This window comes from Catenulispora sp. EB89, assembly GCF_041261445.1.
GTDB lineage: Bacteria > Actinomycetota > Actinomycetes > Streptomycetales > Catenulisporaceae > Catenulispora.
Genome location: NZ_JBGCCU010000028.1, coordinates 114,386 through 139,044 on the forward strand (window position 1 = coordinate 114,386; position 24,659 = coordinate 139,044).

Here is a 24,659-nt window from a genome sequence, read left to right on the forward strand (position 1 = left end):
TGGGCGCCGGGCGGGCGAAAGGTCCCGCCCTGGCGGGGCATGGCGAATATCGCCCGGGCCAGCGCCAGAGGGTCGGTCAGGTGTTGACCTTCCCCTTCGGGGAAGCCGCATAGTGGTCCCGACCGGGCATCCCGCCCGGAACGAGGGAGCCGACCATGAACGGGGCCAGCGGAGCGAGCCGGGTGAGCATCGGCGAGTTCTCACGACTGTCGCGGCTGTCGGCCAAGGCGCTGCGCCTGTACGACGAACTCGGCCTGCTGGTCCCGGACCGCGTCGACGCCGAGACCGGATACCGCTGGTACGCGGTCGCGCAGCTGGACCAGGCCCGCGTGGTGGCCCTGCTGCGCCGGATCGGCGTCCCGCTGGCCCGGATCCGGGACATGCTGGCGCTGGATCCGGCCGGGGCCGCCGAGCAGATCCGCGCCTACTGGACCGGGGTCGAAGCCGAGCACGCCGCACAGCGGGTCCTGGTCGGCCACCTCGTCGACCGTCTTCTCGGAAGGAAGTCCGCCATGCACGAGGTCACCGTCCGCGACATCCCCGCCCGCCGCATGCTCAGCGTCATGCGCAGGGCGCACGAGGAGGAGCTGATCCCGCTGGGCCGGGAGCTGTTCATCCACCGCCTGGCCCGGGGCGGCGTCCCCCGGATCGAGGGGATCGCCGGCGCGCCCTTCACCATCTTCCACGGAGAGGTGAGCGGGGACAGCGACGGCCCGGTCGAGTGGTGCTGGCCGGTCCCCGATGACCGGGCCGAGGAGATCGCGGCCGGGTTCCCCGACCTCACGCTCCGCACCGAGCCCGCGCATCAGGAGGCGTTCATCCGCGCGGACGCCCCCGGGGCGGCGGGCGGCGCGGCCCAGGCCGAAGCCGCCGTCCTGGCGCTGTTCGCCTGGGCCGCGGATCAGAACCGTGAGCCGGCCGGGGGTGTGCGCGCCCTGCTGATCTTCAACCCGGCCAGCCAGGGGGCCGGGCCGGACACCGAATTCGCCGTGGCGCTGCGCTGAGCCACGACACGGTACTGAGCCACGACACGGTACTGAGCCACGACCCAGCGCTGCGCCACGACACCGTGCTGAAACACAGCGCCAAACCGCGGCCGTACTAAGCCACCGCGCCGCGGCCGACCCCTAAGCCAGCGACACCAGATCCAGGTACTGCTCGCTCCACAAGTCCTCGTCGCCGTCCGGCAGCAGGATCACCCGCTCCGGGTTCAGCGCCTGCACCGCGCCCTCATCGTGGGTCACCATGATCACAGCGCCCTCATACGTCCCGAGCGCGCCGAGGATCTCCGCGCGCGAGGCCGGGTCCAGGTTGTTGGTGGGCTCGTCGAGCAGCAGCACGTTCGCCGTCGAGACCACCAGCGTGGCCAGCGCCAGCCGGGTCTTCTCGCCACCGGACAGCACGCCGGCCGGCTTGTCGACGTCGTCGCCGGAGAACAGGAACGACCCCAGCGTCTTGCGCACGGCGATCAGGTCCAGGTCCGGCGCCGCGCTGCGCATGTTCTCCAGGACCGTGCGCTCCGGGTCCAGGGTCTCGTGCTCCTGCGCGTAGTAGCCGAGCTTGAGGCCGTGCCCCTCCTCGACCTGGCCGGTGTCCGGCTTCTCCACGCCGCCGAGCAGCCGCAGCAGCGTGGTCTTGCCGGCGCCGTTCAGGCCGAGGATGACCACCTTGGAACCGCGGTCCACGGCCAGGTCGACGTCGGTGAAGACCTCCAGCGAGCCGTAGGACTTGGACAGGCCGGTCGCCATGATCGGGGTCTTGCCGCAGGGCGCCGGGGTCGGGAAGCGGAGCTTGGCCACCTTGTCCGACTGGCGGACCTCCTCCAGCCCGGCCAGCATGCGGTTGGCGCGGCGGGCCATGTTCTGCGCCGCCACGGTCTTGGTCGCCGAGGCGCGCATCTTGTCCGCCTGCGCGTTCAGGACCGCGGCCTTCTTCTCGACGTTGGCGCGCTCGCGCTTGCGGCGGCGCTCGTCGTCCTCGCGCTGCTTGAGGTAGAGCTTCCAGCCCATGTTGTAGTAGTCGATGGCGGCGCGGTTGGCGTCGAGGTGGAAGACCTTGTTGACACAGGATTCGACCAGGTTCACGTCGTGGGAGATGACGATGAAGCCGCCCTTGTAGGTCTTCAGGAACTCGCGCAGCCACACGATCGAGTCGGCGTCGAGGTGGTTGGTCGGCTCGTCCAGGAGCAGGACCTCGTTGTCCCCGAACAGGATCCGGGACAGCTCGACGCGCCGGCGCTGACCGCCGGAGAGCGTGTGCAGGGGCTGGTTCATCACGCGGTCCGGCAGGCCCAGCGCGGAGGCGATGGTCGCGGCCTCGGATTCGGCGGCGTAGCCGCCGGCGGCGATGAACTCGTCCTCCAGCCGTGCGTAGCGGCGCATCGCCTTGTCATGGGTGGCCGGGTCGACGGAGGCCATGCGCTTCTCGTTCTCGCGCATGCGGCGCAGGATGTCGTCCAGGCCGCGGGCGGAGAGGATGCGGTCGCGGGCGATCACGTCGAGGTCGCCGGTGCGGGGGTCCTGCGGGAGATAGCCGACGGGACCGGAGCGGCTGATGGTGCCGGCGGCCGGGATGGTCTCACCGGCCAGGGTCTTGGTGAGCGTGGTCTTGCCGGCGCCGTTGCGGCCGACCAGGCCGATGCGGTCGCCGGGACCCACTCGGAAGGAGGCCTTCTCGATCAGGATGCGGCTGCCGGCCCGGAGCTCGACGTCGGTTGCGGTGATCACAACGCACCATTTTACGGTGCGTACGACACCACTCCGGAACGCGTTTTCGTGCTGCGCTGAAACGAATCGCCTGTGGATCAGGCGATATGTGACTCAGATCGCCTGCAGACCCGCGATCAGGCGCGAACCCAGACCGCGGTCCACGCGCTTGCTGTCCCGCCAGCAGACCGCGAACGAGCGTCCCGCGTGCCACGAGCTCAGCGCCGTGCGCGTGTAGCCGACCGTGGCCGAGGGCAGGTCGTCGACCGTGAACCAGCCGAGCTTCTCGCACTTGGTGGGCTCGGCGTTCACCGGGCCGCCGGACCAGCGGCTGGCCGCGAAGAAGAGCTGCATGCGCGGCTCGCCGTCGGCCTCGCGGTGGTGGACCGTCACCGCGTGTTCGAGGTCACCCGGGTCTATGCGCACGCCGAGTTCCTCGCGCGCCTCGCGCACCAGGGCCTGCACGGCGTCCTCGCCGGGCTCGACGTGGCCGGAGGGCACGTGCCAGCGGCCGGAACCCCACACGGGACCCTTGCGCAGCCCCAGGAGGACACGCTCGTCGTCGGGCCGCTGGAGAATGAGGTGCACGGCGAGCAGGCACGACTCACGGCCCTTGTCAGTCGCCTTCCGGATCCCGGACACAGGCTCCCCCTTTGTACGCGGGTCTTGACCATCCCGTTACTTGTAACAGGTACCAACCTACCCACACGTACCGTCGTTTACGCAAGCCTTCCGCGCCTGCGAATGCACATGCATCCGCAGAAGGCAGCGGAGGAAAGGCCTGCGATACACGGAAAAAGCCGCCCGATTCCAGAAGAATCGGGCGGCCAGTTTTTACCAGCCGTTAACGCAGTCCGCTGATATCAGACGTTGAAGCCGAGGGCCCGCAGCTGCTCGCGGCCGTCGTCGGTGATCTTGTCCGGACCCCACGGCGGCATCCACACCCAGTTCACCCGGAAGTCCGCGACCAGGCCGTCCAGGGCCATGCGCATCTGGTCCTCGATGACGTCCTGCAGCGGACAGGCCGCCGAGGTGAGCGTCATGTCGACGACGGCGATGTTGGCGTCGTCGACCGTGAGCCCGTAGACCAGGCCCAGATCAACGACGTTGATCCCGAGCTCCGGGTCGACCACGTCGCGCAGCGCCTCGGTGACGTCCTCGACGGGCGCCAGTTCGGTCGTGCTCATGCGTTAACACCACTCTCTTTAGCTTCGAGCGCCTGCGCGGTCGCGTCCTTCCACGCCATCCACGACAGCAGCGCGCACTTCACGCGCCCCGGGTACTTGGCGACGCCGGCGAACGCCACGGCGTCCTCCAGCACCTCCTCGTGCTCCTCGGCGAACTCCGGACCGTCCAGCTTGGACTGCATCAGCTGCAGGAACGTCTCCTGCACCTCACGCGCCTGCTCGACGGACTTGCCGATGAGCAGGTCCGCCATCACCGACGCCGAGGCCTGACTGATCGAGCAGCCCTGGGACTCGTAGGAGATGTCGCTGATCACGTCGCCGTTGAGGTCGACGCGCATGGTCACCTCGTCACCGCACGTCGGATTGACGTGGTGCACCTGGGTCGCGAACGGCTCGCGCAGACCCTTGTGGTGCGGGTGGCGGTAGTGGTCCAGGATGATCTCCTGGTACATCGATTCCAGCTGCATCTCCTGCTCCCTTACGGCTTTCAGACTCCGAAGAACCGCTTCACCTGGTCCAGGCCCTCGACGAGGGCGTCGACCTCGGCCGGCGTGGAGTACAGATAGAAGGACGCCCGCGTGGTCGCAGGAATTCCGAACCGCACGCAGACCGGCCGCGCGCAGTGGTGGCCGACGCGCACCGCGATGCCGTGCTCGTCCAGCACCTGGCCGACGTCGTGCGGGTGGATGTCGCCGAGCGTGAACGAGATGGCCGCGCCGCGGTCCTCGTTCGTCGCCGGGCCGATGATCCGCAGACCCTCGACCTCCTGCAGGCGCTTGAGCGCGTACTCGGTGATGGCGTGCTCGTGCGCGGCGACCTTGTCCATGCCGATGCCGTTGAGGTAGTCCACGGCGGTGCCCAGCGCGATCACCTCGGCGATCGGCGGGGTGCCGGCCTCGTACTTGTGCGGCAGGCCCGCGTACGTGGACTTCTCCATGGTGACGGTCTGGATCATCTCGCCGCCGCCGAGGAAGGGCGGCAGCTCCTCCAGCAGGTCCCGGCGGCCCCACAGCACGCCGACGCCGGTCGGGCCGAGCATCTTGTGGCCGGTGAAGGCGACGAAGTCGGCGCCCAGGGCCTGCACGTCCAGCGGCAGGTGCGGCGCGGACTGCGAGGCGTCCAGGACCACCAGCGCGCCGACCTCGTGCGCGCGCTTGACGATGGTCTCGACCGGGTTGACCGTGCCCAGGATGTTGGAGACGTGGACCAGCGAGACCACCTTGGTGCGCTCGGTGATCAGCTCGTTCAGGTTCGACAGGTCCAGGCGGCCCTCGTCGGTGATCCCGAACCAGCGCAGCTTCGCGCCGATCCGCTCCGCGGTGAGCTGCCACGGCACGATGTTGGAGTGGTGCTCCATCTCCGAGATGACGATCTCGTCGCCGGGGCGGATGCCGTAAGGCTCGCTGGCCCAGCCGAGCACGTTGGCGACCAGGTTCAGCGCCTCAGAGGAGTTCTTGGTGAAGATGACCTCCTCGCGCGGGGCGTTGATGAAGGCCGCCACCTTGTCGCGGGCGCCCTCGTACAGCGCCGTGGCCTCCTCGGCCAGCACGTGGATGCCGCGGTGCACGTTGGCGTTGTGCAGCGAGTAGTACTCGACGATGGTGTCGATCACCTGCTGCGGCGACTGCGAGGTCGCCGCGTTGTCCAGGTACACGAGCGGCTTGTCGCCGTGCACCAGGCGCTGCAGGATCGGGAAGTCCTTGCGGATGGCATCCGTATCAAGAAACTGAGGGGTAATGCCCATGAGGATCAGGCTCCAGCCTTGGCGTAGCTTTCGTAGCCCTCAGATTCCAGCTTGTCCGCCAGTTCCGGACCACCCGATTCCACGATGCGGCCGTCGGAGAAGACGTGGACGTAGTCCGGCTTGATGTAGCGCAGGATCCGCGTGTAGTGCGTGATCAGCAGCGTGCCGACCTCGCCGGACTCGCGGACCCGGTTCACACCCTCGGAGACGGTCTTCAGCGCGTCCACGTCCAGGCCGGAGTCGGTCTCGTCGAGGATCGCGATCTTCGGCTTCAGGAGCTCCATCTGCAGGATCTCGTGGCGCTTCTTCTCGCCTCCCGAGAAGCCCTCGTTGACATTGCGCTCGGCCATCGCCTTGTCCATCTGGATGGCTTCCATGGCGCCGTTGACTTCCTTGACCCAGGTGCGCAGCTTCGGGGCCTCGCCGCGGATCGCGGTGGCCGCGGTGCGCAGGAAGTTGGAGACGGTGACGCCGGGGATCTCCACCGGGTACTGCATGGCCAGGAACATGCCGGCGCGGGCCCGCTCGTCCACGGTCATCGCCAAGACGTCCTCGCCGTCCAGGGTGACGGTGCCCGAGGTGATGGTGTACTTCGGGTGGCCGGCGATCGAGTAGGCCAGGGTGGACTTGCCGGAGCCGTTGGGGCCCATGATGGCGTGCGTCTCACCCTCCTTGACCGTCAGGTTGACGCCGCGCAGGATCTCCCGCGGGCCGTTCTCGCCCTCGACGGTGACGTGCAGGTCCTTGATTTCCAAAGTCGCCATGACTTCTCTACGCCTCCTTGACGGCGACGTACAGGTCATCGCCTTCGATCTTCACGGGGTACACCGGCACCGGCTCGGTGGCCGGCAGGCTGGAGGGCTTGCCGGTCTTCAGGTCGAACATCGAGCCGTGCAGCCAGCACTCGATCTCGCAGTCCACGACCTCGCCCTCGGACAGGGCCACGTTGGCGTGCGAGCAGACGTCGTGGATCGCGTAGAACTGGCCGTCGTGCAGCACCACGGCCATCGGGATCTCGCCGGCCACGACCGCCTTGGGCTGGTCCGGGGTCACCTCCGAGACGCCGCACACGCGCGTCCAGGTCTCGGTCTGGCTCATGCGACGGCTCCAGCGAGCTCGGTCTCCACCTTCGCCATCAGCCGCTCCTGGACGTCCGGGATGCCGATCCGGCCGATCACGTCGGCGAAGAAGCCGCGGACCACCAGGCGGCGGGCCTCGTCCTCGCGGATCCCGCGGGCCTGCAGGTAGAACAGCTGCTCGTCGTCGAAGCGGCCGGTCGCGCTGGCGTGCCCGGCGCCGACGATCTCGCCGGTCTCGATCTCCAGGTTCGGCACCGAGTCGGCGCGCGCCCCGTCGGTCAGGACCAGGTTGCGGTTCAGCTCGTAGGTGTCGGTCTGCTCGGCCTCGGCGCGGATCAGCACGTCGCCGACCCAGACCGTGTGCGCGTCCTTGCCCTGCAGCGCGCCCTTGTAGGTCACGCGGGACTTGCAGTGCGTGGCGCTGTGGTCGACCAGCAGCCGGGCCTCCAGGTGCTGGCCGGCGTCGGCGAAGTACACGCCGAGCAGTTCGGCGTCGCCGCCGGGCGCGGTGTACGCCACCCGCGGGGTGAGCCGCACCAGGTCGCCGCCGAAGCTGACGTTGATGGACTGCAGGCGCGCGTCCCGGCCCAGCCGGGCCTGCTGCTGCGACAGGTGCACGGCGTCGTCGGCCCAGTCCTGCAGCGCGATGACGGTCAGGTCGGCGCTGTCGCCGACCAGGAACTGCACGTTCTCCGAGTAGGTCGCGCTGCCCTGGTAGTCCAAGACCACGACGGCCTTGGCGAACGGCTTGACGTCCACCAGCACGTTGCCGAACACGGTGCCGCCGGTGCCGGTGAAGGTCACGCGCACCGGCTCGGCGACCTCGGCCTCCTGCGGGATGGTGATGACGGTGGCCTCGGTGAACCCGGCCCACGCCAGCGCCGAGGTGCGGTCCACCGGGGCGCCGGCCCGGCCGAGCCGGGCGTCGTCGCGGCCGACGGTCTCCACCACGACCGGCTCGCTCGCCGCCACCTCGACCGCGACCTTGCCGTCGGCGGCCGGGGACTCGTGCAGCCCGCGCAACCGTTTCAGCGGGGTGAAGCGCCAGTCCTCCTCGCGGCCGGTCAGGGCCGGGAAGTCCGCGGGGTCGAAGGACGTGTGGCGCTCCACGCGCGCGTCGGTCGGCTGGCTCACGGCGCGGCCGGTGCCCGGACCGGCGAGGCGGTTGCCCGCGCCGGGCTCGTTCACGGTGACGGCTGCGGCGGTGACGGCGCCGACCTGGTTCTGCGGATCAGACATCGATGTCCCGTACTCGTGGCTAGTGATTCGTGAAAGGTCTGTGCTGAACAGGGATCGGGGCGGCCGCCGGCGTCAGCCGACCGCGCCCTCCATCTGCAGCTCGATCAGCCGGTTGAGCTCCAGCGCGTACTCCATCGGCAGCTCGCGGGCGATCGGCTCGACGAAGCCGCGCACGATCATCGCCATCGCCTCGTCCTCGGTCATCCCGCGGCTCATCAGGTAGAACAGCTGGTCCTCGCTGACCTTGGACACGGTCGCCTCGTGGCCCATGGACACGTCGTCCTCGCGGACGTCCACGTAGGGGTAGGTGTCCGAGCGGGAGATGGTGTCGACCAGCAGCGCGTCGCACTTCACGGTGGACTTGCTGTGGTGCGCGCCCTCCTGCACCTGGACCAGGCCGCGGTAGGAGGTGCGGCCGCCGCCGCGGGCCACCGACTTGGAGATGATGGTCGAGGAGGTGTGCGGGGCGGCGTGCACCATCTTGGCGCCGGCGTCCTGGTGCTGGCCCTCGCCGGCGAAGGCGACGGACAGCGTCTCGCCCTTGGCGTGCTCGCCGAGCAGCCAGACGGCCGGGTACTTCATGGTGACCTTGGAGCCGATGTTGCCGTCGATCCACTCCATGGTGGCGCCGGCCTGCGCGGCGGCACGCTTGGTGACCAGGTTGTAGACGTTGTTCGACCAGTTCTGGATGGTGGTGTAGCGCACGCGGGCGTTCTTCTTCACCACGATCTCCACGACCGCCGAGTGCAGCGAGTCCGAGGAGTAGATCGGCGCGGTGCAGCCCTCGACGTAGTGGACGTAGGAGTCCTCGTCGGCGATGATCAGCGTCCGCTCGAACTGGCCCATGTTCTCGGTGTTGATGCGGAAGTAGGCCTGCAGCGGGATCTGGACGTGCACGCCCTTGGGGACGTAGATGAAGGACCCGCCGGACCACACCGCGGTGTTCAGCGCGGAGAACTTGTTGTCGCCGGTGGGGATCACGGTCGCGAAGTGCTCGCGGAACAGCTCCGGGTGCTCCTTCAGGGCGGTGTCCGTGTCCAGGAAGATGACGCCCTGCTCCTCCAGCTCCTTGTTGATCTGGTGGTAGACGACCTCGGACTCGTACTGCGCCGCCACACCGGAGATCAGCCGCTGCTTCTCGGCCTCCGGGATGCCCAGCTTGTCGTAGGTGTTCTTGATGTCCGCCGGCAGGTCGTCCCAGGACTCCGCCTGCTTCTCGGTGGAGCGCACGAAGTACTTGATGTTGTCGAAGTCGATCCCGCCGAGGTCCGCGCCCCACACCGGCATGGGCTTCTTCTCGAACAGCCGCAGACCGCGCAGCCGCATCTCGAGCATCCACTCCGGCTCGTTCTTCTTCGCGGAGATGTCGCGGACGACGTCCTCGTTCAGCCCGCGGCGCGCGGTGGACCCGGCGACGTCGGAGTCGGCCCAGCCGTACTCGTAGGTGCCGAGGCCTTCGAGCTGCTCGTGCGAGGTGGTGGTCATAGCGGAACCCTTCCGGAAACCTCGGTGCTCTTGCTGGTCCCGGTGGCTGAGACGGTCATCGGGATGAAAGTCGTGCACACGCCGTCGCCGTGGGCGATGGTCGCGAGTCGTTGGACGTGGGTGCCCAGCAGTTCGGCGAAGACCTCGGTCTCCGCCTCGCACAGCTGGGGGAACTGCTCGGCGACGTGCGCCACCGGGCAGTGGTGCTGGCACAGCTGCTCGCCGGCGGCCGGCGCGTTGCCGGTCTCCCGCAGGCCCGCGGCGTAGCCGTCCTCGGTGAGGAGCTTCGCCAGCAGCGCCGGCCGCTCCTCGGCGGGCACGGATTCCATCCGCTCCCGGAACCGGTCGGCCAACTCCGCCACACGCTTGCGCGCGAACGCCTCGACCGCCGCGGACCCCGCACTCTCGGCGAGGAACTTCAGCGCGTCGACGGCCAGCTGGTCGTACGCCTGGTAGAAGACGCTCCGGCCGCGATCGGTGAGCGCGAAGACCTTGGCCGGCCGGCCGCGTCCCCGCTGCCCGTACGTCCGCTGCTGCCGCGCCTCGACGAGATTCTCGGCCAGCAGCGCATCCAGGTGACGCCGCACGCCGGCGGGCGTCATCTTGAGCCGCTTGCCGAGGTCCACCGCGGTCGAGGGCCCGTTGGCCAGGATGCTGCGGGCGACCCGGTTGCGCGTGCCGACGTGCACGTCAGAAACGTCGTCGGCGGACGACGACGCACTCACGCTCGGGTTCGGCACACTTTCCACAACACCAGTGTGCCTTTATTCGTTCCCCGGTACCAAGTAAGGGAGACCTAATAAGTCACGGGGATGTGACCAAATTCACGCGACCCCGCGCGCGGTCTGCATCGCGGTGATCTTGGTGACCACGCGCTCCAACGCGAGCGCGGCGATGCCGAGGCACAACGCGCTGGCCCAGGTGCCGTCCAAGTAGTCGGCGATCTGATGCGTCACCACGGTAGACCCATCCGGACCGACGCTGTGGAGCGTGGTGGTGTGAATGCCGGCGACCGCGGCCAGGAGCCAGAAGGTCCACCACGCACCGGTCCACCGGGCCACGGAGGTGCGCTGGGCCAGGTCGGTACCGGAGGTCCGCCAGACGTCCCGCATGATCTGCACCGGGTACCACGCGTTGACCACCGGGCAGAACCAGCCGCCTATGGTCCAGCCCTGCGAGCGGGTCTGCGGCCCCCACATGCCCGCGTTCTTGCGGACGCGGTAGAACCAAACGAGGAACACCACTGCTATCCCGGTGAAGAGAAGCAGGTTGAGAACCGTCACCAATTGCCTGGCGCCGCTGGTCCCGGTGAGGGCGACCAGCGCCGCCTGACCGATGGCCAAGACGAACAGCAACCCTGTCAGGACCCTCCCCAGGTCGCTCACCGGGGACGGCGCCTGCTGCTGGTAGGGCGCGCCGTACCCGGGATTCAGGCCGTACCCGGGATGCAGAGCCGCGAACTCGGCGGGGGACGGCACCAGCCGACCTCCGCAACGAGAGCATTCGACCGCACCCGCAGGGGCCGCAAGCTCACAAGCCGGGCAGTTCACGATTCTCTTGTCTCCGCAGGTCGGAAGGGAATGACGGGCGCTGAATCCTAAGCAGCAGCCGACCTGGTTGTCGATCCCCCATTGCGCAGTCGAACGGCGCGGCAGCCGTCAGACCTCTACATCCCGCACCAAAGCCGCCGCCCCGATCAGCCCCGCGTCCCCACCGAGCGCCGCCGGGTGCACCGTCACATCGCGCGTGAACGACAGCCGCGCGTACTCCTTCAGGTGCTCGCGCAGCGGCCCGAACAGCAGCTCCCCCGACTTCGCCACACCGCCGCCGATGACCGCCGCCTCCATGTCCACCAGCGCGGCGGTGCCCGCGATGGCCGCGGCGAGTGCCTTGGCCGAGCGGTCGAACGAGGCCAGGGCGATCGGGTCGCCGGCCCGTGCGGAGTCCGCGACCTCGGCGGCCGTGGCCTCCGACGCGGCGCCGCCGCCGGGGCGCTGCCAGCCCTCGCTGACCGCGCGCGCCGCGATCGCGGTGCCGCTGGCGATGACCTCGACGCAGCCGCGGGCGCCGCACGGGCACGGCGGGCCGTCCAGCTCCACGCACATGTGGCCGACGTGGCCGGCGTTGCCGCTCGGGCCCGGGCGCAGCCGGCCACCCAGGATCAGGCCGCCGCCGACGCCGGTGGAGACCACCATGCACAGCACGTTCTCGCGGCCCTTCGCGGCGCCGCGCCAGTGCTCGCCGGCGGCCATGGCGACGCCGTCGCCGGCCAGGGTGACCGGCAGGCCGGTGCGGTCCGCGACCCGCGCCGCGAGCGGGAAGTCCCGCCAGGCGTGAATGTTCAGGGGGCTGACGGTGCCCTTGGCGGCGTCGATGGGTCCGGCGCTGCCGATGCCCACGGCCACGGCCTCGGCCCACGCGGGCTCGGCCGTCAGGGCCGCCAGGAGGTCGTCGACCGCCGTCATCGGCTCGGCGGCGGGAGTCGGCCGCTCGTGCCGGGCCAGCAGCTCGCCCGCGCCGTCGACCAGCCCTGCCGCGATCTTGGTGCCGCCGATGTCGATGGCCGCGTACACACTTCCTCCGGTGGGTCGGAAAAACGTTTTGCCCAGCTGGACGGATTGCCCAGCTGGACGGACGAACCGCCGAGCCGGGGGCTCAGGATCCCCGGCTCGGCGGCGGCTTGCAAAACCGCTGAGGTCTCGGCGGCCGAACCCTAGCCGAGCGCCAGCTCGTCGATGGCGGCGAGTTCCTCGGCGGTGAACTCCGGCCCCGACACCGCGGCCACGTTCTCCTCCAGCTGCGCCACCGACGAGGCGCCGATCAGCGCCGAGGTCATCCGCGGGTCGCGGACCACCCACTGCGTGGCCATCTGCGCCAGGCTCTGCCCGCGCTTGCCGGCCAGCTCGTTGAGGCCGCGCAGCTTGGTCAGCACCTCCGGCGTGAGGTTGTCCTTGGACAGGAAGCGGCCGATCGACGCCCGCGAGCCGGCCGGGATGTTCCCGTCCAGGTAGCGCGAGGTGAGCAGCCCCTGCTGGAGCGGGCTGAACGCGATGCAGCCCATCCCGGTCTCGGCGGTGGCGTCCAGCAGCGAGTCCTCCTCGATCCAGCGGTTCAGGATCGAGTACGAGGGCTGATGGATCAGCGCCCGCACGCCCATGCCGCGCAGCAGCGCCGCGGCCTCGCGGGTCTGCTCGGAGTTGTAGGAGGAGATGCCGACGTACAGCGCCTTCCCCTGCTGCACCGCCGAGGCCAGCGCACCCATCGTCTCCTCCAGCGGAGTCTCCGGGTCGAAGCGGTGCGAGTAGAAGATGTCGACGTAGTCCAGGCCCATCCGGGTCAGCGACTGGTCGAGCGAGGCCAGCAGGTACTTGCGCGAGCCCCACTCGCCGTACGGCCCGGGCCACATGTCGTACCCGGCCTTGGTGGAGATCACCAGCTCGTCCCGGTACGGCCGGAAGTCCTGCGCGAACACGTGCCCGAAGTTGGTCTCGGCCGAGCCGTAGGGCGGCCCGTAGTTGTTCGCCAGGTCGAAGTGCGTCACGCCGAGGTCGAAGGCCCGGCGCAGCACCGCGCGCTGGTCCTCGATCGGCTTGCCGTCCCCGAAGTTGTGCCACAGCCCGAGCGACACCAGCGGCAGCTTCAGCCCGCTGAGCCCGCTGCGCCGATAGGGCATCCGGTCGTCGTAGCGCTCCGGGTCGGCGGCGTACGTGGGAAGGACGTTCATGGTTCAGGCCTCCGAACCGGTCGTGCGGGCGAAGCGGAGCGTCACGAGCTGGAACGGCCGCAGATCCAGACGGAGTCCATCGTTGTCTGTGGCCACGCTCACACCCTCTCGGGTGATCGGCCGCTCAAGCAAATCGCAGATCTCAAAGCCCGAGAAACCGAAGCCCGGCGTGACGCGCGCCGAGGCCCGGCCGCCGTGCGATTCGTAGACGCGCAGGATCACGTCGCCGCTGCGGTCGTCCGCGAGCTTGATCGCGGAGGCGGTGACGGCGTCGCTGTCGATGGTGAACAGGGGGGCCACCTCGGCCGAGCCCGCGACCCGGCGCTCCGGCAGGCTCAGCGCGTAGCCGTCGCGCACCGCGTCGCCGATCGAGGCGCCCGGAACGAGCGCGTGCCGGAAGCGGTGCACGCCCTGGTCGGTCTCCGGGTCAGGGAACCGGGGCGCGCGCAGCAGCGAGACGCGCGCGGTCGTGGTGGTGCCGCCGTCCGCGCGGACGGTCCGGGTCACGTCGTGCCCGTAGGTGGAGGCGCTGACCAGCGCCACGCCCCAGCCCGGCTCCTCGAAGTGCACGAACCGGTGGTTGCAGGCCTCGAACTTCGCCGCCTCCCACGAGGTGTTGGAGTGCGTCGGCCGGAACAGGTGGCCGAACTGCGTCTCGGAGGCGTAGCGGTCGGCGTGGATGTCCAGCGGGAACGCCAGCTTCAGGAACTTCTCGGTCTCGTGCCAGTCGACCTCGGTGGCGATGTCCAGCCGCTTCGAGCCGCCGGTCAGGATGAGCTCCTGCGACACCCGCGACGCCCCGAAGGCGCGCACCACCCGCACCGAGGCCCGGGCCGGGTCGGACTCCGAGACCTCCACCGACTCCACATCGGTCAGGTCGGTGACCGTGTTGCGGTAGAACTCGTCGACGTCCCAGGCGTCCCACATGTTCGGGAAGTCCGGGTGGATCTGCAGCAGGTTCGCCGCGGCGCCGGCCGGGATCGTCTCGCGGCCTTGCTCCAGGTCGACCGCCGAGACCACCAGGCCGCGGCCGTCGATCTCCACCCGCACCAGGCCGTTGGCGATCACGAACCCGCCCTCGGCACGCGGCGAGACCTCGACCGCGCCGGCCTCGTGCGCCACCCCGGGCGTGCCGAACGGTGTGACCGCGGCGCGCGCGGACCCCGCGGGCACTCCGGCCTGCGCGTGCGGGGCGCTGTTGAACAGCACCTCGCCCGGACCGACGTCGGCGGGATCCCCATCGCCGGCGAGCAGGGACAGGCTCGCCCCGATGATCCCTTCCAGCTGCCTCCCGAGCCGGGCGTACGTGGCCTCCGCCTCGCGGTGCACCCACGCGATCGACGAGCCCGGCAGGATGTCGTGGAACTGGTGCAGCAGCACCGTCTTCCAGATCTGGTCCAGCGCCTCGTACGGGTATTCGGCCCCGTGCCGCACCGCCGCCGTCGCCGACCACAGCTCCGCCTCGCGCAGCAGGTGCTCGCTGCGCCGGTTCCCCTGCTTGGTCCCGGCCTGGCTGGTCAGCGTGGCCCGGTGCAGCTCCAGGTACAGCTCCCCCACCCACACCGGCGGGTTCTGGTACTCGGCCTCGGCCTTCGCGAAGAAGTCGGCGGGCTTCTCCCACGCGACCTTCGCCGACCCCTCCAGGTCCTTCATCCGCCGGGCCTTGGCGACCATCTCGCGCGTGGTCCCGCCGCCGCCGTCGCCCCAGCCGGTCGGGGCCAGCGACACCGAGGCGCGGCCCTTGTCCTTGAAGTTGCGCGCGGCGTGCGCGATCTCGCTGCCCTTCATCGAGCAGTTGTAGGTGTCGATCGGCGGGAAGTGCGTGAAGATCCGGGTGCCGTCGATGCCCTCCCACAGGAAGGTGTGGTGCGGGAACTTGTTGACCTGGCTCCAGGAGATCTTCTGGGTCAGCAGCCACTTCGAGCCCGCCGCCTTGATGATCTGCGGCAGGCCGCCGGCGAAGCCGAAGGTGTCCGGCAGCCAGGCCTCGTCGTTCTCGACGCCGAACTCGTCCAGGAAGAAGCGCTTGCCGTGCACGAACTGCCGGGCCATCGCCTCCGAGCCGGGCATGTTCGTGTCCGACTCCACCCACATGCCGCCGGCCGGCACGAAGCGGCCGTCCGCGACCGCCTTCTTGACCTTCTCGTAGACCTCGGGGCGGTGGGTCTTGATGAAGTCGTACTGCGCGGCCTGGGACATCGTGTAGATGAACTCGGGCTCGGAGTCCAGCAGGTTGGTCATGTTCGCGGTGGTGCGCGCGACCTTGCGGACCGTCTCGCGCAGCGGCCACAGCCACGCCGAGTCGATGTGCGCGTGGCCGACCGCGGAGATCCGGTGCGCCGAGGGCACGGCCGGCTTGGCCAGCACCTCGGCCAACTGCTCGCGCGCCGCAGCCGCGGTGGCGTTCACGTTCTGGAGGTCGACGGCGTCCAGCGCGCGCTCGACAGCCCGCACGATCTCGTAGCGCCGCGCGGAATCCTCCGGCAGCTCGGCCATCAGCTCGCCGAGCACCTCCAGGTCGGCGACCAGGTTCCAGACCGTCTCGTCGAAGACCGCCAGCTCCAGCTTCTCCAGCCGGTACTGCGGCTCGTCGCCGGCCGTCTCCTTGTCGCCGAGCAGGGTCGGCAGGAAGGGGTGGTAGTCCAGGATCACCGGGTTCGACGCCGCCTCGACGTGCAGCAGCACGTCCTCGCCGCCGGCCGCCCGGTCCGCCACGCGCACCCACTGGTTGCGCGGGTTCAGACCCTTCACCGGCGAGCCGTCGGGTCGGTAGACCAGCCCCTCGCACTGGAAGCCGGGCATGTTCTTGTCGAATCCGAGGTCGATGATCGCCTCGACGGTCCGGCCCGCCCAGGCGGCGGGGACCGTCCCGGCGACCGTCAGCCAGCTCGTCCCCCACGGCGCGCCCCAGCGGTCGCCGACCGCGACCGGCTCGCGCGGCGCGGCGAGGCCTTCGGCCACCGGCACCGGCTCGCCGGGCGCCACCCAGATCGACCCCGTCAACGGCACCGACTCCGGGTAGATCGCCGGGGTGATGCGCTCCTCCAGGACGCGCTTCAGACGGTGTTCCACCAAGGACCGGTTATCGTGCATCGCTTTAGCTCCAAACGTCCTCGACGGCCAGCACCTCGGTGATGCCGCGCGCAGTCAAGTGATTCTTATCCCCCGCCAACCCGGCGAGTACAGCTGTGGGCCGTGCACCTTCTGCTAATAAATGCATGAAGGCTTCGTAGTAGCGTCCGCCGGGGCCGCACGTGGCCCGCGCCGTGACCTCCTCGGGCAGGTCCAGGACCAGGCCGACGGCCCGCGGGGCGGGCGGGGCCCACTGCTCCCGGACCTCGCCGACGATCTTCGCCAGCTCCAGTCCGGCCGGCTTGGGCTCGCGGGAGTTGGTGAGCAGCCCGAGGCGGTACTCGAGCTCGGGGAAGTCGGCCAGGTCCTTGCTCACGTCGTGTGAACACCACCACGTGACGCCCCACAGGTCCGGGCAGTCAAGCGCGTTCGCTACCGTGGCCCGGGTGAAATCGGCGGCTTTGTCGGCCGGGATGTGCGGCTGCGGAGCGCCGACCTCCTGCAGCCACACCGGCCGGTGCGCCTCGGTGGCCCAGGCCTTGGACAGCTCGATCATGTACTCGGCGTGGTGCGCCACGGCCGTGGAGTCCGTGCCGTAGCGCTGCTGCGTGCCGTTGAAGACCCAGGAGTGGATCGCGGTCGCGGCGCCCTGGCGCGCGGCGTGCCCCGGGGTGAAGGGGTGGTCGTCGAGGTACCAGGCGGCGTCGTAGGAACAGTGCAGGTGCAGCTTGCCCGGCGCGCCCTCCTCACAGGCCGCGAGCAGGCGGTCCAGCCAGGCCGCGGCCTGCGCCGGGGTGATGCGGTCCGGATCCGGATGCGGGTCGCCGGAGAACTGGTTGGTCTCGTTGCCGAGCGTCATGCCGATGAAGTTCGGGCGGTCGGCCAGCGCGGAGGCCAGCGTGCGCAGGTACTCGGCCTCGCCGGCGACCACGTCGGGGTCGGTGAACATGTTCCGGCGGTGCCAGGTGCTGACCCAGGCCGGCTGGAAGTCGAAGCTGGACAGGTGGCCCTGCAGGCCGTCGACGTTGACGTCCAGCCCGCGCTCGCCGGCGGCGTCGGCGAGCGCCACCAGCTGCTCGACCGCGCGCGGCCGGATCAGCGTCCGGTTGGGCTGGAACACCGGCCACAGCGGGAAGACCCGCACGTGGTCCAGGCCGAGCCCGGCGATCGAGTCCAGGTCGGCGCGCACCTCGTCCAGGTCGAAGTCGAGCCAGTGGTGGAACCAGCCGACGCTGGGGGTGTAGTTGACGCCGAAGCGGGGTGCGGCTTGTGGGTGCGTCGGCTGGGTGCCTGCGGTCGGCGGCTGCGGGGACGGCGGACGGGGCGGAACTGCGGTCATGGCCGGAGCGGGTCCTCGTGTGTGCGGGGCGTGCGGTGGCGATCAGATGTCGTGGGACCTGGAGGGCGTCACCCCTTGATGGCGCCCTCCGCGACGCCTCGGAAGAAGTACCTTTGCAAGATCAGGAAGAGCGCGAGGATCGGCAGCAGCGCCATCATGGTTCCGGCGGCGATGGTGCGCGGATCATGCGACCACTGGCCGTTCAGATAGGACAGGCCGACGGTCAGCGTGAGCTTGTTCGGGCTCTGCAACACCAGCAGCGGCCACAGGAAGTCGTCCCAGGCCCCGATGAAGGCGAAGATCGAGATCACGCTCAGCGTGCCCTTGACCGACGGCAGGCCGACGTAGCGCATCCGCTGCAGGACGTTGGCGCCGTCGATGATCGCGGCCTCCTCGATCTCCTTGGGCAGCGCCATGAACGCGTTGCGCATGAGCAGCACGTTGGTCATGGCGATCATGTCCGGCAGGCAGACCCCGAGGATCGAGTCGCCCAGGCCCATGCTGGTGATCATCTGGAACTTGGAGATGATCGTCACCTCGGCCGGCAGGATCAGCGTCGCCACGAACACCCCGAGCAGCAGCTTGCGGCCCTTGAACTTGAGCCGGGCCAGCACGTAGCCGGCCAGCGTGGCGCCGATGACGTTGCCCGTGACGTTGATGGCGGCCACGGTCAGCGAGTTCAGCGCGAAGTGCCACACCGGGATGGTGTTCTGCACCTCGCCGTAGTTGCCGAGCGTCGGGTGGTGCGGCAGCAGCTGGATGTTCTGCGTGTAGACGTCCTCGGCCTTGCTCTTCAGCGAGGTCGACAGCTCCCACAGCATCGGGCCGACGGAGATCAGCAGCACGATGACCAGCGCGGTGTAGCGCAGGACCAGCCCGTGCGGCGTCGGGGCGTCGAAGATGGGCGAGCGCCCCTTGCGCTCCGGATGCCGGACGGCGGCTGTGCCGCGCGCGGCCCGCTTCTGCCGCTTCTGCTGCTCGCGGCTGTCCTCGGCGGTGGTCGCGGTCACGACTCCTCCTGGCTGTTCTTGTTCAGGCGGGTCAGGAACAACAGCGGGATGGCGGTGAGGAAGAACAGGAACACGCTGATCGCGCTGGCGTAGCCGAGGCGGCCGTCGCTGCCGGAGGCGGCCTGCTGCACCAGCATCACGATCGACACGTCCTGGCCCCCGACCCCGCCGGTGGCGCCGCCGAGGATGTAGAGCTCGCTGAACACCCGCATGGCGTTCACCGCGATCAGCACCGAGATCAGGATCATGGTGCCGCGCACCCCGGGGACCGTGACGCTCCAGAACCGGCGCACCGATCCGGCGCCGTCCACGGCGGCGGCCTCGTGCAGCTCCCGCCGCACGCTGCCCAGCGCGGACATGTACAGGAGCATGTAGTAGCCCAGGCCCTTCCACACCGTCAGCGCGATCGCGCTGAGCAGCAGCAGCCACCGGTCGGTGAGGAACGGGACCGTCTTGTGGACGAATCCCATGGTCTGCAGCAGGTTGTTGAACAGACCGCGGTCGTCCAGCATCCACTTCCAGATCAGGGCCACGGTCACCGCCGAGGCGATGACCGGGAAGTAGAACGCGGTCCGGAAGAAGGCGATGCCTCGGATGTTCCGCTGCACCAGCATCGCCAGCAGCAGCGGAAGCAGGGTGAGCAGCGGGACGCAGATCACCATGAAGACGATGGTGTTGAGCACCGCGTCCCGGATGTGCGGGTCGTGCCACAGGAGCCAGTAGTTCTTGAGACCGATGAAGTGCCCACCGGTGAGCTGGTGCACGTTGGTGAACGACAACGTGACGGTGTTGATCGCCGGCCAGACGCTGAACAGCGCGAGCCATACCAGCGCCGGCAGCATCAACAGCCATGGGGTGTAGAACCGGTGGGACCTCATCGGTTTCCTCGCTGCTTCCTACTCAGGCCTACGGGACACACGTCACTGCGTGAGCAGCGCGTTCGCCTGGTTCACCGTGTTGTCCAGGGCCTGCTTGGAGCTCTCCTTGCCGGTCATCGCCTTGGCGATCTCCTGGTTCAGGATCGTGTTCATCGCGTCGGTCCAGATCGGCGGGGTGAAGTTCACCGCGGTCTGCATGTCCTTGTACGCGATCACCGCGGCGTCGCCTTGCGGCGTGCCGTCGCTCTTGCTGTACTGCGGGTTGTTGGCCGAGGCCGAGGAACCCGGCAGGAAGCCCGGCGCCAGCTTGATGAAGGCCTGCTGGTTGGCGTCGTCGGTCACGAACTCGGCGAAGGCCAGGGCCAGCGGGAGGTTCTTGCTCTTGCTGGCGACCGACAGGCCCTGCACGTACAGCGGCGCGGTGTCCAGCGCCGGGGACGGGAGCACGTTCGGGGCCAGCGTCGGGTTGTCCTGCTGCAGGCTGGTGATCAGGTTGCCGCCGCCGGTGGTCCAGGCGACCTGCTGCTTGCTGAACAGCGTGGAGTTGCCCTCGTAGCTGTTGTCCAGGACGTTCGAGGGCAGGTACCCGGCCTTGTAGGCGGCGGTGTACTTGTCCAGCATCGCCTCGGCCGGCGCGGTGTTGAAGGCGAACTTCGTGCCGTCGGCGGTGAGCAGCTTGGTGCCGGTGTTGGCGATGTCGGACAGCCCCGGGGCGCGCGACATCAGGTAGTCCTTGCCGCCGGACTTGTCGTGCATGGTCTTCGCCTGCGCGACCAGGTCGTCGAAGGTCTTCGGCGGGTTGGTGGCGTCCAGGCCGTCCTTGGCCATCATCGTCTTGTTCCAGTAGCTGACGTCCGTGCCGAGGTACCACGGGAAGCCGAAGTACTGGGAGCCGCTGGAGATGTCCTGGTAGTTGTAGGCGTTCAGGCCGCTCTTGACCCAGTCCGTCTGCAGCGTCGGGACGTTCTGCTTCAGGTCCAGCAGGTTGCCGGTCTTGGCCACGGCGTGCGCGATGTCCGGCGGCAGGTTGATCACGTCGGGCAGGCTGCCGGTGGAGACCTGGCTGGCGACCTTGGTCGGGTAGCCGTCGCCGGGCTGGTCGATCCAGTTGATGTCGGTGCCCGGGTGCGCGGCCTTGAAGTCGGCGATCAGCTTGGTGAAGAACGGCGTGAACTTGTCGTTCTTCAACGACCAGGTCTGGAAGGTGATGCTGCCCGAGAGCGCGGCCGTGGTGGCGACGGTCTTGTTCGCGTCCGCGGACGAGGACTTGCTTCCGACGCCGCAGCCGGCCAGCAGCGTCGCGGCGACGGCTATGGCGGATACCGCTGTGGTCCTGCGCATGCTCATGACTCCCGGCTTTCCGTGTGAGGGGTTCGGTCTGGGGGCTCGTTCAGGGAGTGCTCTCTCGTTCACGAGAGTTTTACTAAACCGCTCTAGTGGAATGGGACTATGCTCTGCGTCATCCGGGGTGTCAAGGGGGACCCCCACCGGGGAAGGGGCCCACCCGTCTCCCACCACCGCCCGTTACGGAGGCGCTACGCGCCGCAGAGTTTATGGGGGAACCGTGACCAGGCCCACGATCGACGACATCGCCCGCCGTGCCGGGGTGTCGAAGAGCGCCGTGTCGTTCGCGCTGAACGACCGCCCCGGCGTAAGCCCCGCCACCCGCGAACGCATCCTTCGGGTGGCCTCGGAGATGAACTGGCGGCCGCACAAGGCGGCGCGCGCCCTCGGCGGCGCCCGCGCGGACGCGGTCGGGCTGGTGGTGGCGCGCCCCGCGCAGACCATCGGCGCCGAGCCGTTCTTCGGCCTGCTGCTGGCCGGGCTCCAGGCCGGACTGTCCGCGCGCTCGGTGGCGCTGCACCTGATGATCGTCGAGGACACCGCGGCCGAGATCGAGGTCTACCGGCGCTGGACCTCCGAGCGGCATGTGGACGGCTTCGTGCTGGTCGACCTCCAGCACCGGGACAAGCGTGTGCCGGTGCTGGAGGAACTGGACGTCCCGGCGGTGGTGATCGGCGGCCCCGGCGGCCACGGCACGCTGCCCAGCCTGTGGGCCGACGACCGCGAGGCGATGCTGTCCCTGGTGGACTACCTGGCCGCGCTGGGCCACCGGCGCATCGCGCACGTCGCCGGCGACGAGGCGTTCCACCACACCCGCCGCCGCATCCGGGCGCTGAAGGACGCGGCCCGCCGCCTGCACCTGGTGGACGCGGTCTCGGTCCCCACCGACTTCAGCGACGCCCAGGGCGCCTCGGCCACCCGCGCGCTGCTGAGCAGCCCGGAGCGGCCCAGCGCCCTGATCTTCGACTCCGACGTCATGGCGGTCGCCGGGCTCGCGGTGGCGGCCGAGATGGGGGTGGCCGTGCCGGCCGGCCTGTCAGTGGTCTCCTTCGAGGACTCCCTGCTCACCCGCATCGTGCACCCGGGGATCACCGCGCTGCACCGCGACACGTTCGCGCTCGGCGGCCAGGTCGCGGCGATGCTGCTGGCCGCGATCGACGAGCCGGGCTCGGTGCGCGACGTGCAGAGCGCCACGCCCCGGCTCACGGTGCGGGAGAGCACGCGCGCCCCTTACAGCGACCACCGGCCATGAACCGGTTCAGCGATCTCCATGAACCGGTTCAGTAACAGCCGGTGATCTCCCACGAACAGCCCACGCCCGCTTGCGTGCGAACCCGGCCTGGACTGCGCTATTAGCGAAGACGATGGGAGGACGATCATGTTCGTCCGCAGCCTTTACATCACCTGCGACCCGGCGGACGTCGGCCCGGCCCTGGACGTGATCGCCAAGGCCGTCCCGGGGATGATGGCCGAGCAGCCCGGCTTCGACGGCATCGGGATCTTCGCCGACCGGGCGCTGGGCAAGATCCTCACCGGCTCCTGGTGGGAGACCGAACAGGCCCTCAAGGACAGCGACGCGCAGCTCCGCGACCGGCGCACGGACATGCTGGCGCGGTTCGTCTCGACGATCACCACCACGAACCTGGAGGCCGCGGCCTACACCCGGCCGGCCTCGGCGGACAGCGGCGGCTTCCGGCTCCAGCGCATGGCGTTCGCCCCGGACCAGGCCGACCGGCTCGTCGAGGCCTTCAAGGAGATCGGCCTGCCCCGGCTGCAGTCCCTCGACGGCTTCCAGGGCGCCAGTCTGCTCCTGGACCGGGCCCGCGGCATGGCCGGCGTCAGCACCCTTTTCAGCGACCCGGACGCGCTCGCGGCCTCGCGCGGCCCGCAGGCCGCCATCCGGAAGGCGGCGTTCGAGCAGATGAAGGAGGGTGTCCAGCTGATCGCGCTGGAGGAGTTCGAGGTCGTGGAGCTCGACCTGCCGACGTCCAACCCGATCAAGCCGTCCGGGACCTGAGAGCGTGTGGCGCACATAACAGCAAGACCCGGCACGAAGGACCAGAGGTCGGCTTCGTAGAATCACCGCTATGGGACAACCAGCCGTAGAAGTGACCGGCCTGGTCAAGAGGTACGGCGCCAAGACCGCGGTGGACGGCCTGGACCTGCGCGTGCAGACCGGGACCATCACCGCCGTGCTCGGCCCGAACGGGGCCGGCAAGACCTCCACGATCGAGTGCTGCGAGGGGTACCGCCGTCCCGACGGCGGCACCGTCCGCGTGCTCGGGCTGGACCCGATCGCCGAGGGCGAGCGGCTGCGGCCGCGGATCGGCGTGATGCTGCAGTCCGGCGGCATCTATCCCAGCGTGCGCGCCGCGGAGATGCTGAAGCACACCGCGAAGCTCTACGCGAACCCCCTGGACACCGACGCGCTGATCGAGCGCCTGGGCCTGGGCTCGGCCGGCCGCACCACCTTCCGGCGGCTGTCCGGCGGCCAGCAGCAGCGGCTCTCGCTGGCGCTGGCCGTGGTCGGGCGGCCGGAGCTGGTGTTCCTGGACGAGCCCACGGCCGGCCTGGACGTGCAGGCCCGGCACGCCACCTGGGAGCTGATCGAGCAGCTGCGGCGCGACGGCGTCACCGTGGTGCTCACCACGCATCTGCTGGACGAGGCCGAACGGCTGGCCGACACGGTGGCGATCGTGGACTCCGGCCGGGTGATCGCGCACGACACCCCGGCGGCGCTGGCCGCCGCGAACGGCACCGCGGACACCGCGATCCGCTTCACCGCACCCCCCGGCCTGGACCTGGCCGGGCTGCTGGCCACGCTGCCAGCCGGCCTGACCGCCGTCGAGCAGCCGCCCGGCGGCTACACCGTGGCCGGGGACATCACCCCCACCGCACTGGCGAAGGTGACCGCGTGGTGCGCCGCCAAGGACGTGATGCCGCAGGGACTGAGCGTGGGACGCCGTACCCTCGAAGACGTCTTCCTCGATCTCACCGGACGGGACCTCCGTTGACGACCACCGCCTCCGCCGACGACACGGCCGACGACACCGGCGCCCTGAACGGCGCCCGCCGGGCCGCGGCCCTGAGCTTCACGCCGAAGCCGGGCGCCGCCCCGGCCCCCCGCATGATCCTCGCGCAGGCCGCGCACGAGGTCCGCCTGATGCTCCGCAACCCCGAGCAGCTGCTGCTGACCATAGTGATCCCGGCCCTGATGATGGTCCTGTTCTCCGGGGAGTCGCTGGTCGCGACCACCGGCCCGGGCAAGCGCATCGACTTCTACGCCCCGGGCCTGTTCGGCGCGGCGGTGCTGTCGACGGCGTTCACCGGACTCGCGATCGCCACCGGCTTCGAGCGCCGCTACGGCGTGCTCAAGCGCATGGGCGCCACCCCACTGCCGCGCTGGGGGCTGATCGTGGCCAAGGCGCTGTGCGTGCTGTGCGTCGAGGTGATCCAGATCGCGCTGCTCTCGGCGATCGCCCTGGCCATGGGCTGGAAGCCGCACGGCAACCCGCTGGCGGTGGCGGTCCTGATCGTCCTGGCCACCGGCACCTTCGCCGGCCTGGCCATGCTGATGGCCGGCACGCTGCGCGCCGAGGCCACGCTGGGCCTGGCGAACTTCGTGTTCCTGCTGCTGCTGGCCGGCGGCGGCGTGATCATCCCGCTGTCCAAGTTCCCGTCGGGCGTCCGCCACGTGCTCGACGCCCTCCCGATCAGCGCCCTCACCAACGGCCTGCGCGACGTGCTCCAGCACGGCGCCACGCTGCCCTGGGCGAACGTCGGTATCCTCGCCGCGTGGGCCGTGGCCGCGATCGCGGTGGCCGCCCGCACCTTCAAGTGGGAGTAGCAGGAC

23 protein-coding genes are annotated in these 24,659 nt (G+C 69.8%); 5 read left to right on the plus strand and 18 right to left on the minus strand.

The window, feature by feature from the left end:
• Window positions 1-155 precede the first annotated feature (155 nt).
• Complete coding sequence (locus ABH920_RS40895; RefSeq protein WP_370354694.1) at window positions 156-1,004, plus strand: MerR family transcriptional regulator; 849 nt, start codon at window positions 156-158, stop codon at window positions 1,002-1,004.
• A 123-nt stretch (window positions 1,005-1,127) separates the two neighbouring features.
• Here ABH920_RS40895 and ABH920_RS40900 read toward each other — a convergent pair whose 3' ends face one another.
• The 18 genes from ABH920_RS40900 to ABH920_RS40985 form a co-directional block, all read right to left on the minus strand.
• Complete coding sequence (locus tag ABH920_RS40900) at window positions 1,128-2,726, minus strand: ABC-F family ATP-binding cassette domain-containing protein (RefSeq protein ID WP_370354695.1); 1,599 nt, start codon at window positions 2,724-2,726, stop codon at window positions 1,128-1,130.
• Between the two features lie 93 nt (window positions 2,727-2,819).
• The gene (locus ABH920_RS40905; protein ID WP_370354696.1) at window positions 2,820-3,347 is read right to left on the minus strand and encodes an NUDIX domain-containing protein; all 528 of its coding nucleotides are present in this window, start codon (window positions 3,345-3,347) and stop codon (window positions 2,820-2,822) included.
• A 221-nt stretch (window positions 3,348-3,568) separates the two neighbouring features.
• A complete protein-coding gene (locus tag ABH920_RS40910) occupies window positions 3,569-3,892 on the minus strand; it encodes a metal-sulfur cluster assembly factor (RefSeq protein ID WP_012786480.1) in 324 nt (107 codons plus the stop codon).
• Window positions 3,889-4,359, minus strand: a complete 471-nt coding sequence (gene sufU / locus ABH920_RS40915; protein WP_370354697.1) for a Fe-S cluster assembly sulfur transfer protein SufU — start codon at window positions 4,357-4,359, stop codon at window positions 3,889-3,891. Before sufU ends, ABH920_RS40910 begins: the two co-directional genes overlap by 4 nt.
• Before the next feature lie 20 nt (window positions 4,360-4,379).
• The gene (locus tag ABH920_RS40920; protein WP_370354698.1) at window positions 4,380-5,636 is read right to left on the minus strand and encodes a cysteine desulfurase; all 1,257 of its coding nucleotides are present in this window, start codon (window positions 5,634-5,636) and stop codon (window positions 4,380-4,382) included.
• 5 nt (window positions 5,637-5,641) lie between these two features.
• A complete protein-coding gene (sufC, locus tag ABH920_RS40925; protein ID WP_194897643.1) occupies window positions 5,642-6,400 on the minus strand; it encodes a Fe-S cluster assembly ATPase SufC in 759 nt (252 codons plus the stop codon).
• Between the two features lie 7 nt (window positions 6,401-6,407).
• On the minus strand, window positions 6,408-6,734 hold the full coding sequence (locus tag ABH920_RS40930; RefSeq protein ID WP_370354699.1) for a non-heme iron oxygenase ferredoxin subunit: 327 nt from the start codon (window positions 6,732-6,734) through the stop codon (window positions 6,408-6,410).
• Window positions 6,731-7,954, minus strand: a complete 1,224-nt coding sequence (gene sufD, locus ABH920_RS40935; protein WP_370354700.1) for a Fe-S cluster assembly protein SufD — start codon at window positions 7,952-7,954, stop codon at window positions 6,731-6,733. Before sufD ends, ABH920_RS40930 begins: the two co-directional genes overlap by 4 nt.
• A 72-nt stretch (window positions 7,955-8,026) precedes the next feature.
• The gene (gene sufB, locus ABH920_RS40940; protein ID WP_370354701.1) at window positions 8,027-9,439 is read right to left on the minus strand and encodes a Fe-S cluster assembly protein SufB; all 1,413 of its coding nucleotides are present in this window, start codon (window positions 9,437-9,439) and stop codon (window positions 8,027-8,029) included.
• Window positions 9,436-10,188, minus strand: a complete 753-nt coding sequence (locus ABH920_RS40945) for a helix-turn-helix transcriptional regulator (RefSeq protein ID WP_370354702.1) — start codon at window positions 10,186-10,188, stop codon at window positions 9,436-9,438. The genes sufB and ABH920_RS40945 overlap by 4 nt, the downstream gene beginning before the upstream one ends.
• 75 nt (window positions 10,189-10,263) lie before the next feature.
• On the minus strand, window positions 10,264-10,917 hold the full coding sequence (locus tag ABH920_RS40950; RefSeq protein WP_370354703.1) for a DUF4328 domain-containing protein: 654 nt from the start codon (window positions 10,915-10,917) through the stop codon (window positions 10,264-10,266).
• Window positions 10,918-11,097: 180 nt separating this feature from the next.
• Window positions 11,098-12,012 (minus strand): ROK family protein, encoded by a 915-nt coding sequence (locus ABH920_RS40955; protein ID WP_370354704.1) that lies wholly within the window; start codon window positions 12,010-12,012, stop codon window positions 11,098-11,100.
• A gap of 140 nt (window positions 12,013-12,152) precedes the next feature.
• The gene (gene mgrA / locus ABH920_RS40960; RefSeq protein ID WP_370354705.1) at window positions 12,153-13,163 is read right to left on the minus strand and encodes an L-glyceraldehyde 3-phosphate reductase; all 1,011 of its coding nucleotides are present in this window, start codon (window positions 13,161-13,163) and stop codon (window positions 12,153-12,155) included.
• A 3-nt stretch (window positions 13,164-13,166) separates the two neighbouring features.
• Window positions 13,167-16,256 carry an alpha-mannosidase gene (locus tag ABH920_RS40965; protein ID WP_370354706.1) on the minus strand — a complete coding sequence of 1,030 codons (3,090 nt, stop codon included), beginning with the start codon at window positions 16,254-16,256 and terminating at the stop codon, window positions 13,167-13,169.
• A 4-nt stretch (window positions 16,257-16,260) separates the two neighbouring features.
• Window positions 16,261-17,574 carry a glycosyl hydrolase gene (locus tag ABH920_RS40970; protein ID WP_370354707.1) on the minus strand — a complete coding sequence of 438 codons (1,314 nt, stop codon included), beginning with the start codon at window positions 17,572-17,574 and terminating at the stop codon, window positions 16,261-16,263.
• Window positions 17,575-17,642: 68 nt separating this feature from the next.
• Window positions 17,643-18,584 (minus strand): carbohydrate ABC transporter permease, encoded by a 942-nt coding sequence (locus ABH920_RS40975; RefSeq protein ID WP_370354708.1) that lies wholly within the window; start codon window positions 18,582-18,584, stop codon window positions 17,643-17,645.
• Entirely contained in the window at window positions 18,581-19,462 is an 882-nt protein-coding gene (locus tag ABH920_RS40980) for a carbohydrate ABC transporter permease (RefSeq protein ID WP_370354709.1), read from the minus strand. Before ABH920_RS40980 ends, ABH920_RS40975 begins: the two co-directional genes overlap by 4 nt.
• A gap of 42 nt (window positions 19,463-19,504) precedes the next feature.
• Entirely contained in the window at window positions 19,505-20,803 is a 1,299-nt protein-coding gene (locus ABH920_RS40985; protein WP_370354710.1) for an ABC transporter substrate-binding protein, read from the minus strand.
• A gap of 223 nt (window positions 20,804-21,026) precedes the next feature.
• Here ABH920_RS40985 and ABH920_RS40990 point away from each other — a divergent pair, with 223 nt between their 5' ends.
• The 4 genes from ABH920_RS40990 (at window position 21,027) to ABH920_RS41005 (ending at window position 24,653) form a co-directional block, all read left to right on the plus strand.
• Window positions 21,027-22,058, plus strand: coding sequence for a LacI family DNA-binding transcriptional regulator (locus ABH920_RS40990; RefSeq protein WP_370354711.1), 1,032 nt, complete (start codon window positions 21,027-21,029; stop codon window positions 22,056-22,058).
• Window positions 22,059-22,184: 126 nt separating this feature from the next.
• Window positions 22,185-22,823, plus strand: a complete 639-nt coding sequence (locus ABH920_RS40995; RefSeq protein ID WP_370354712.1) for a hypothetical protein — start codon at window positions 22,185-22,187, stop codon at window positions 22,821-22,823.
• A gap of 70 nt (window positions 22,824-22,893) precedes the next feature.
• Window positions 22,894-23,820 (plus strand): ABC transporter ATP-binding protein, encoded by a 927-nt coding sequence (locus ABH920_RS41000; RefSeq protein WP_370354713.1) that lies wholly within the window; start codon window positions 22,894-22,896, stop codon window positions 23,818-23,820.
• Window positions 23,821-23,933: 113 nt separating this feature from the next.
• The gene (locus tag ABH920_RS41005; RefSeq protein WP_194915966.1) at window positions 23,934-24,653 is read left to right on the plus strand and encodes an ABC transporter permease; all 720 of its coding nucleotides are present in this window, start codon (window positions 23,934-23,936) and stop codon (window positions 24,651-24,653) included.
• The last annotated feature ends 6 nt before the right edge of the window (window positions 24,654-24,659 follow it).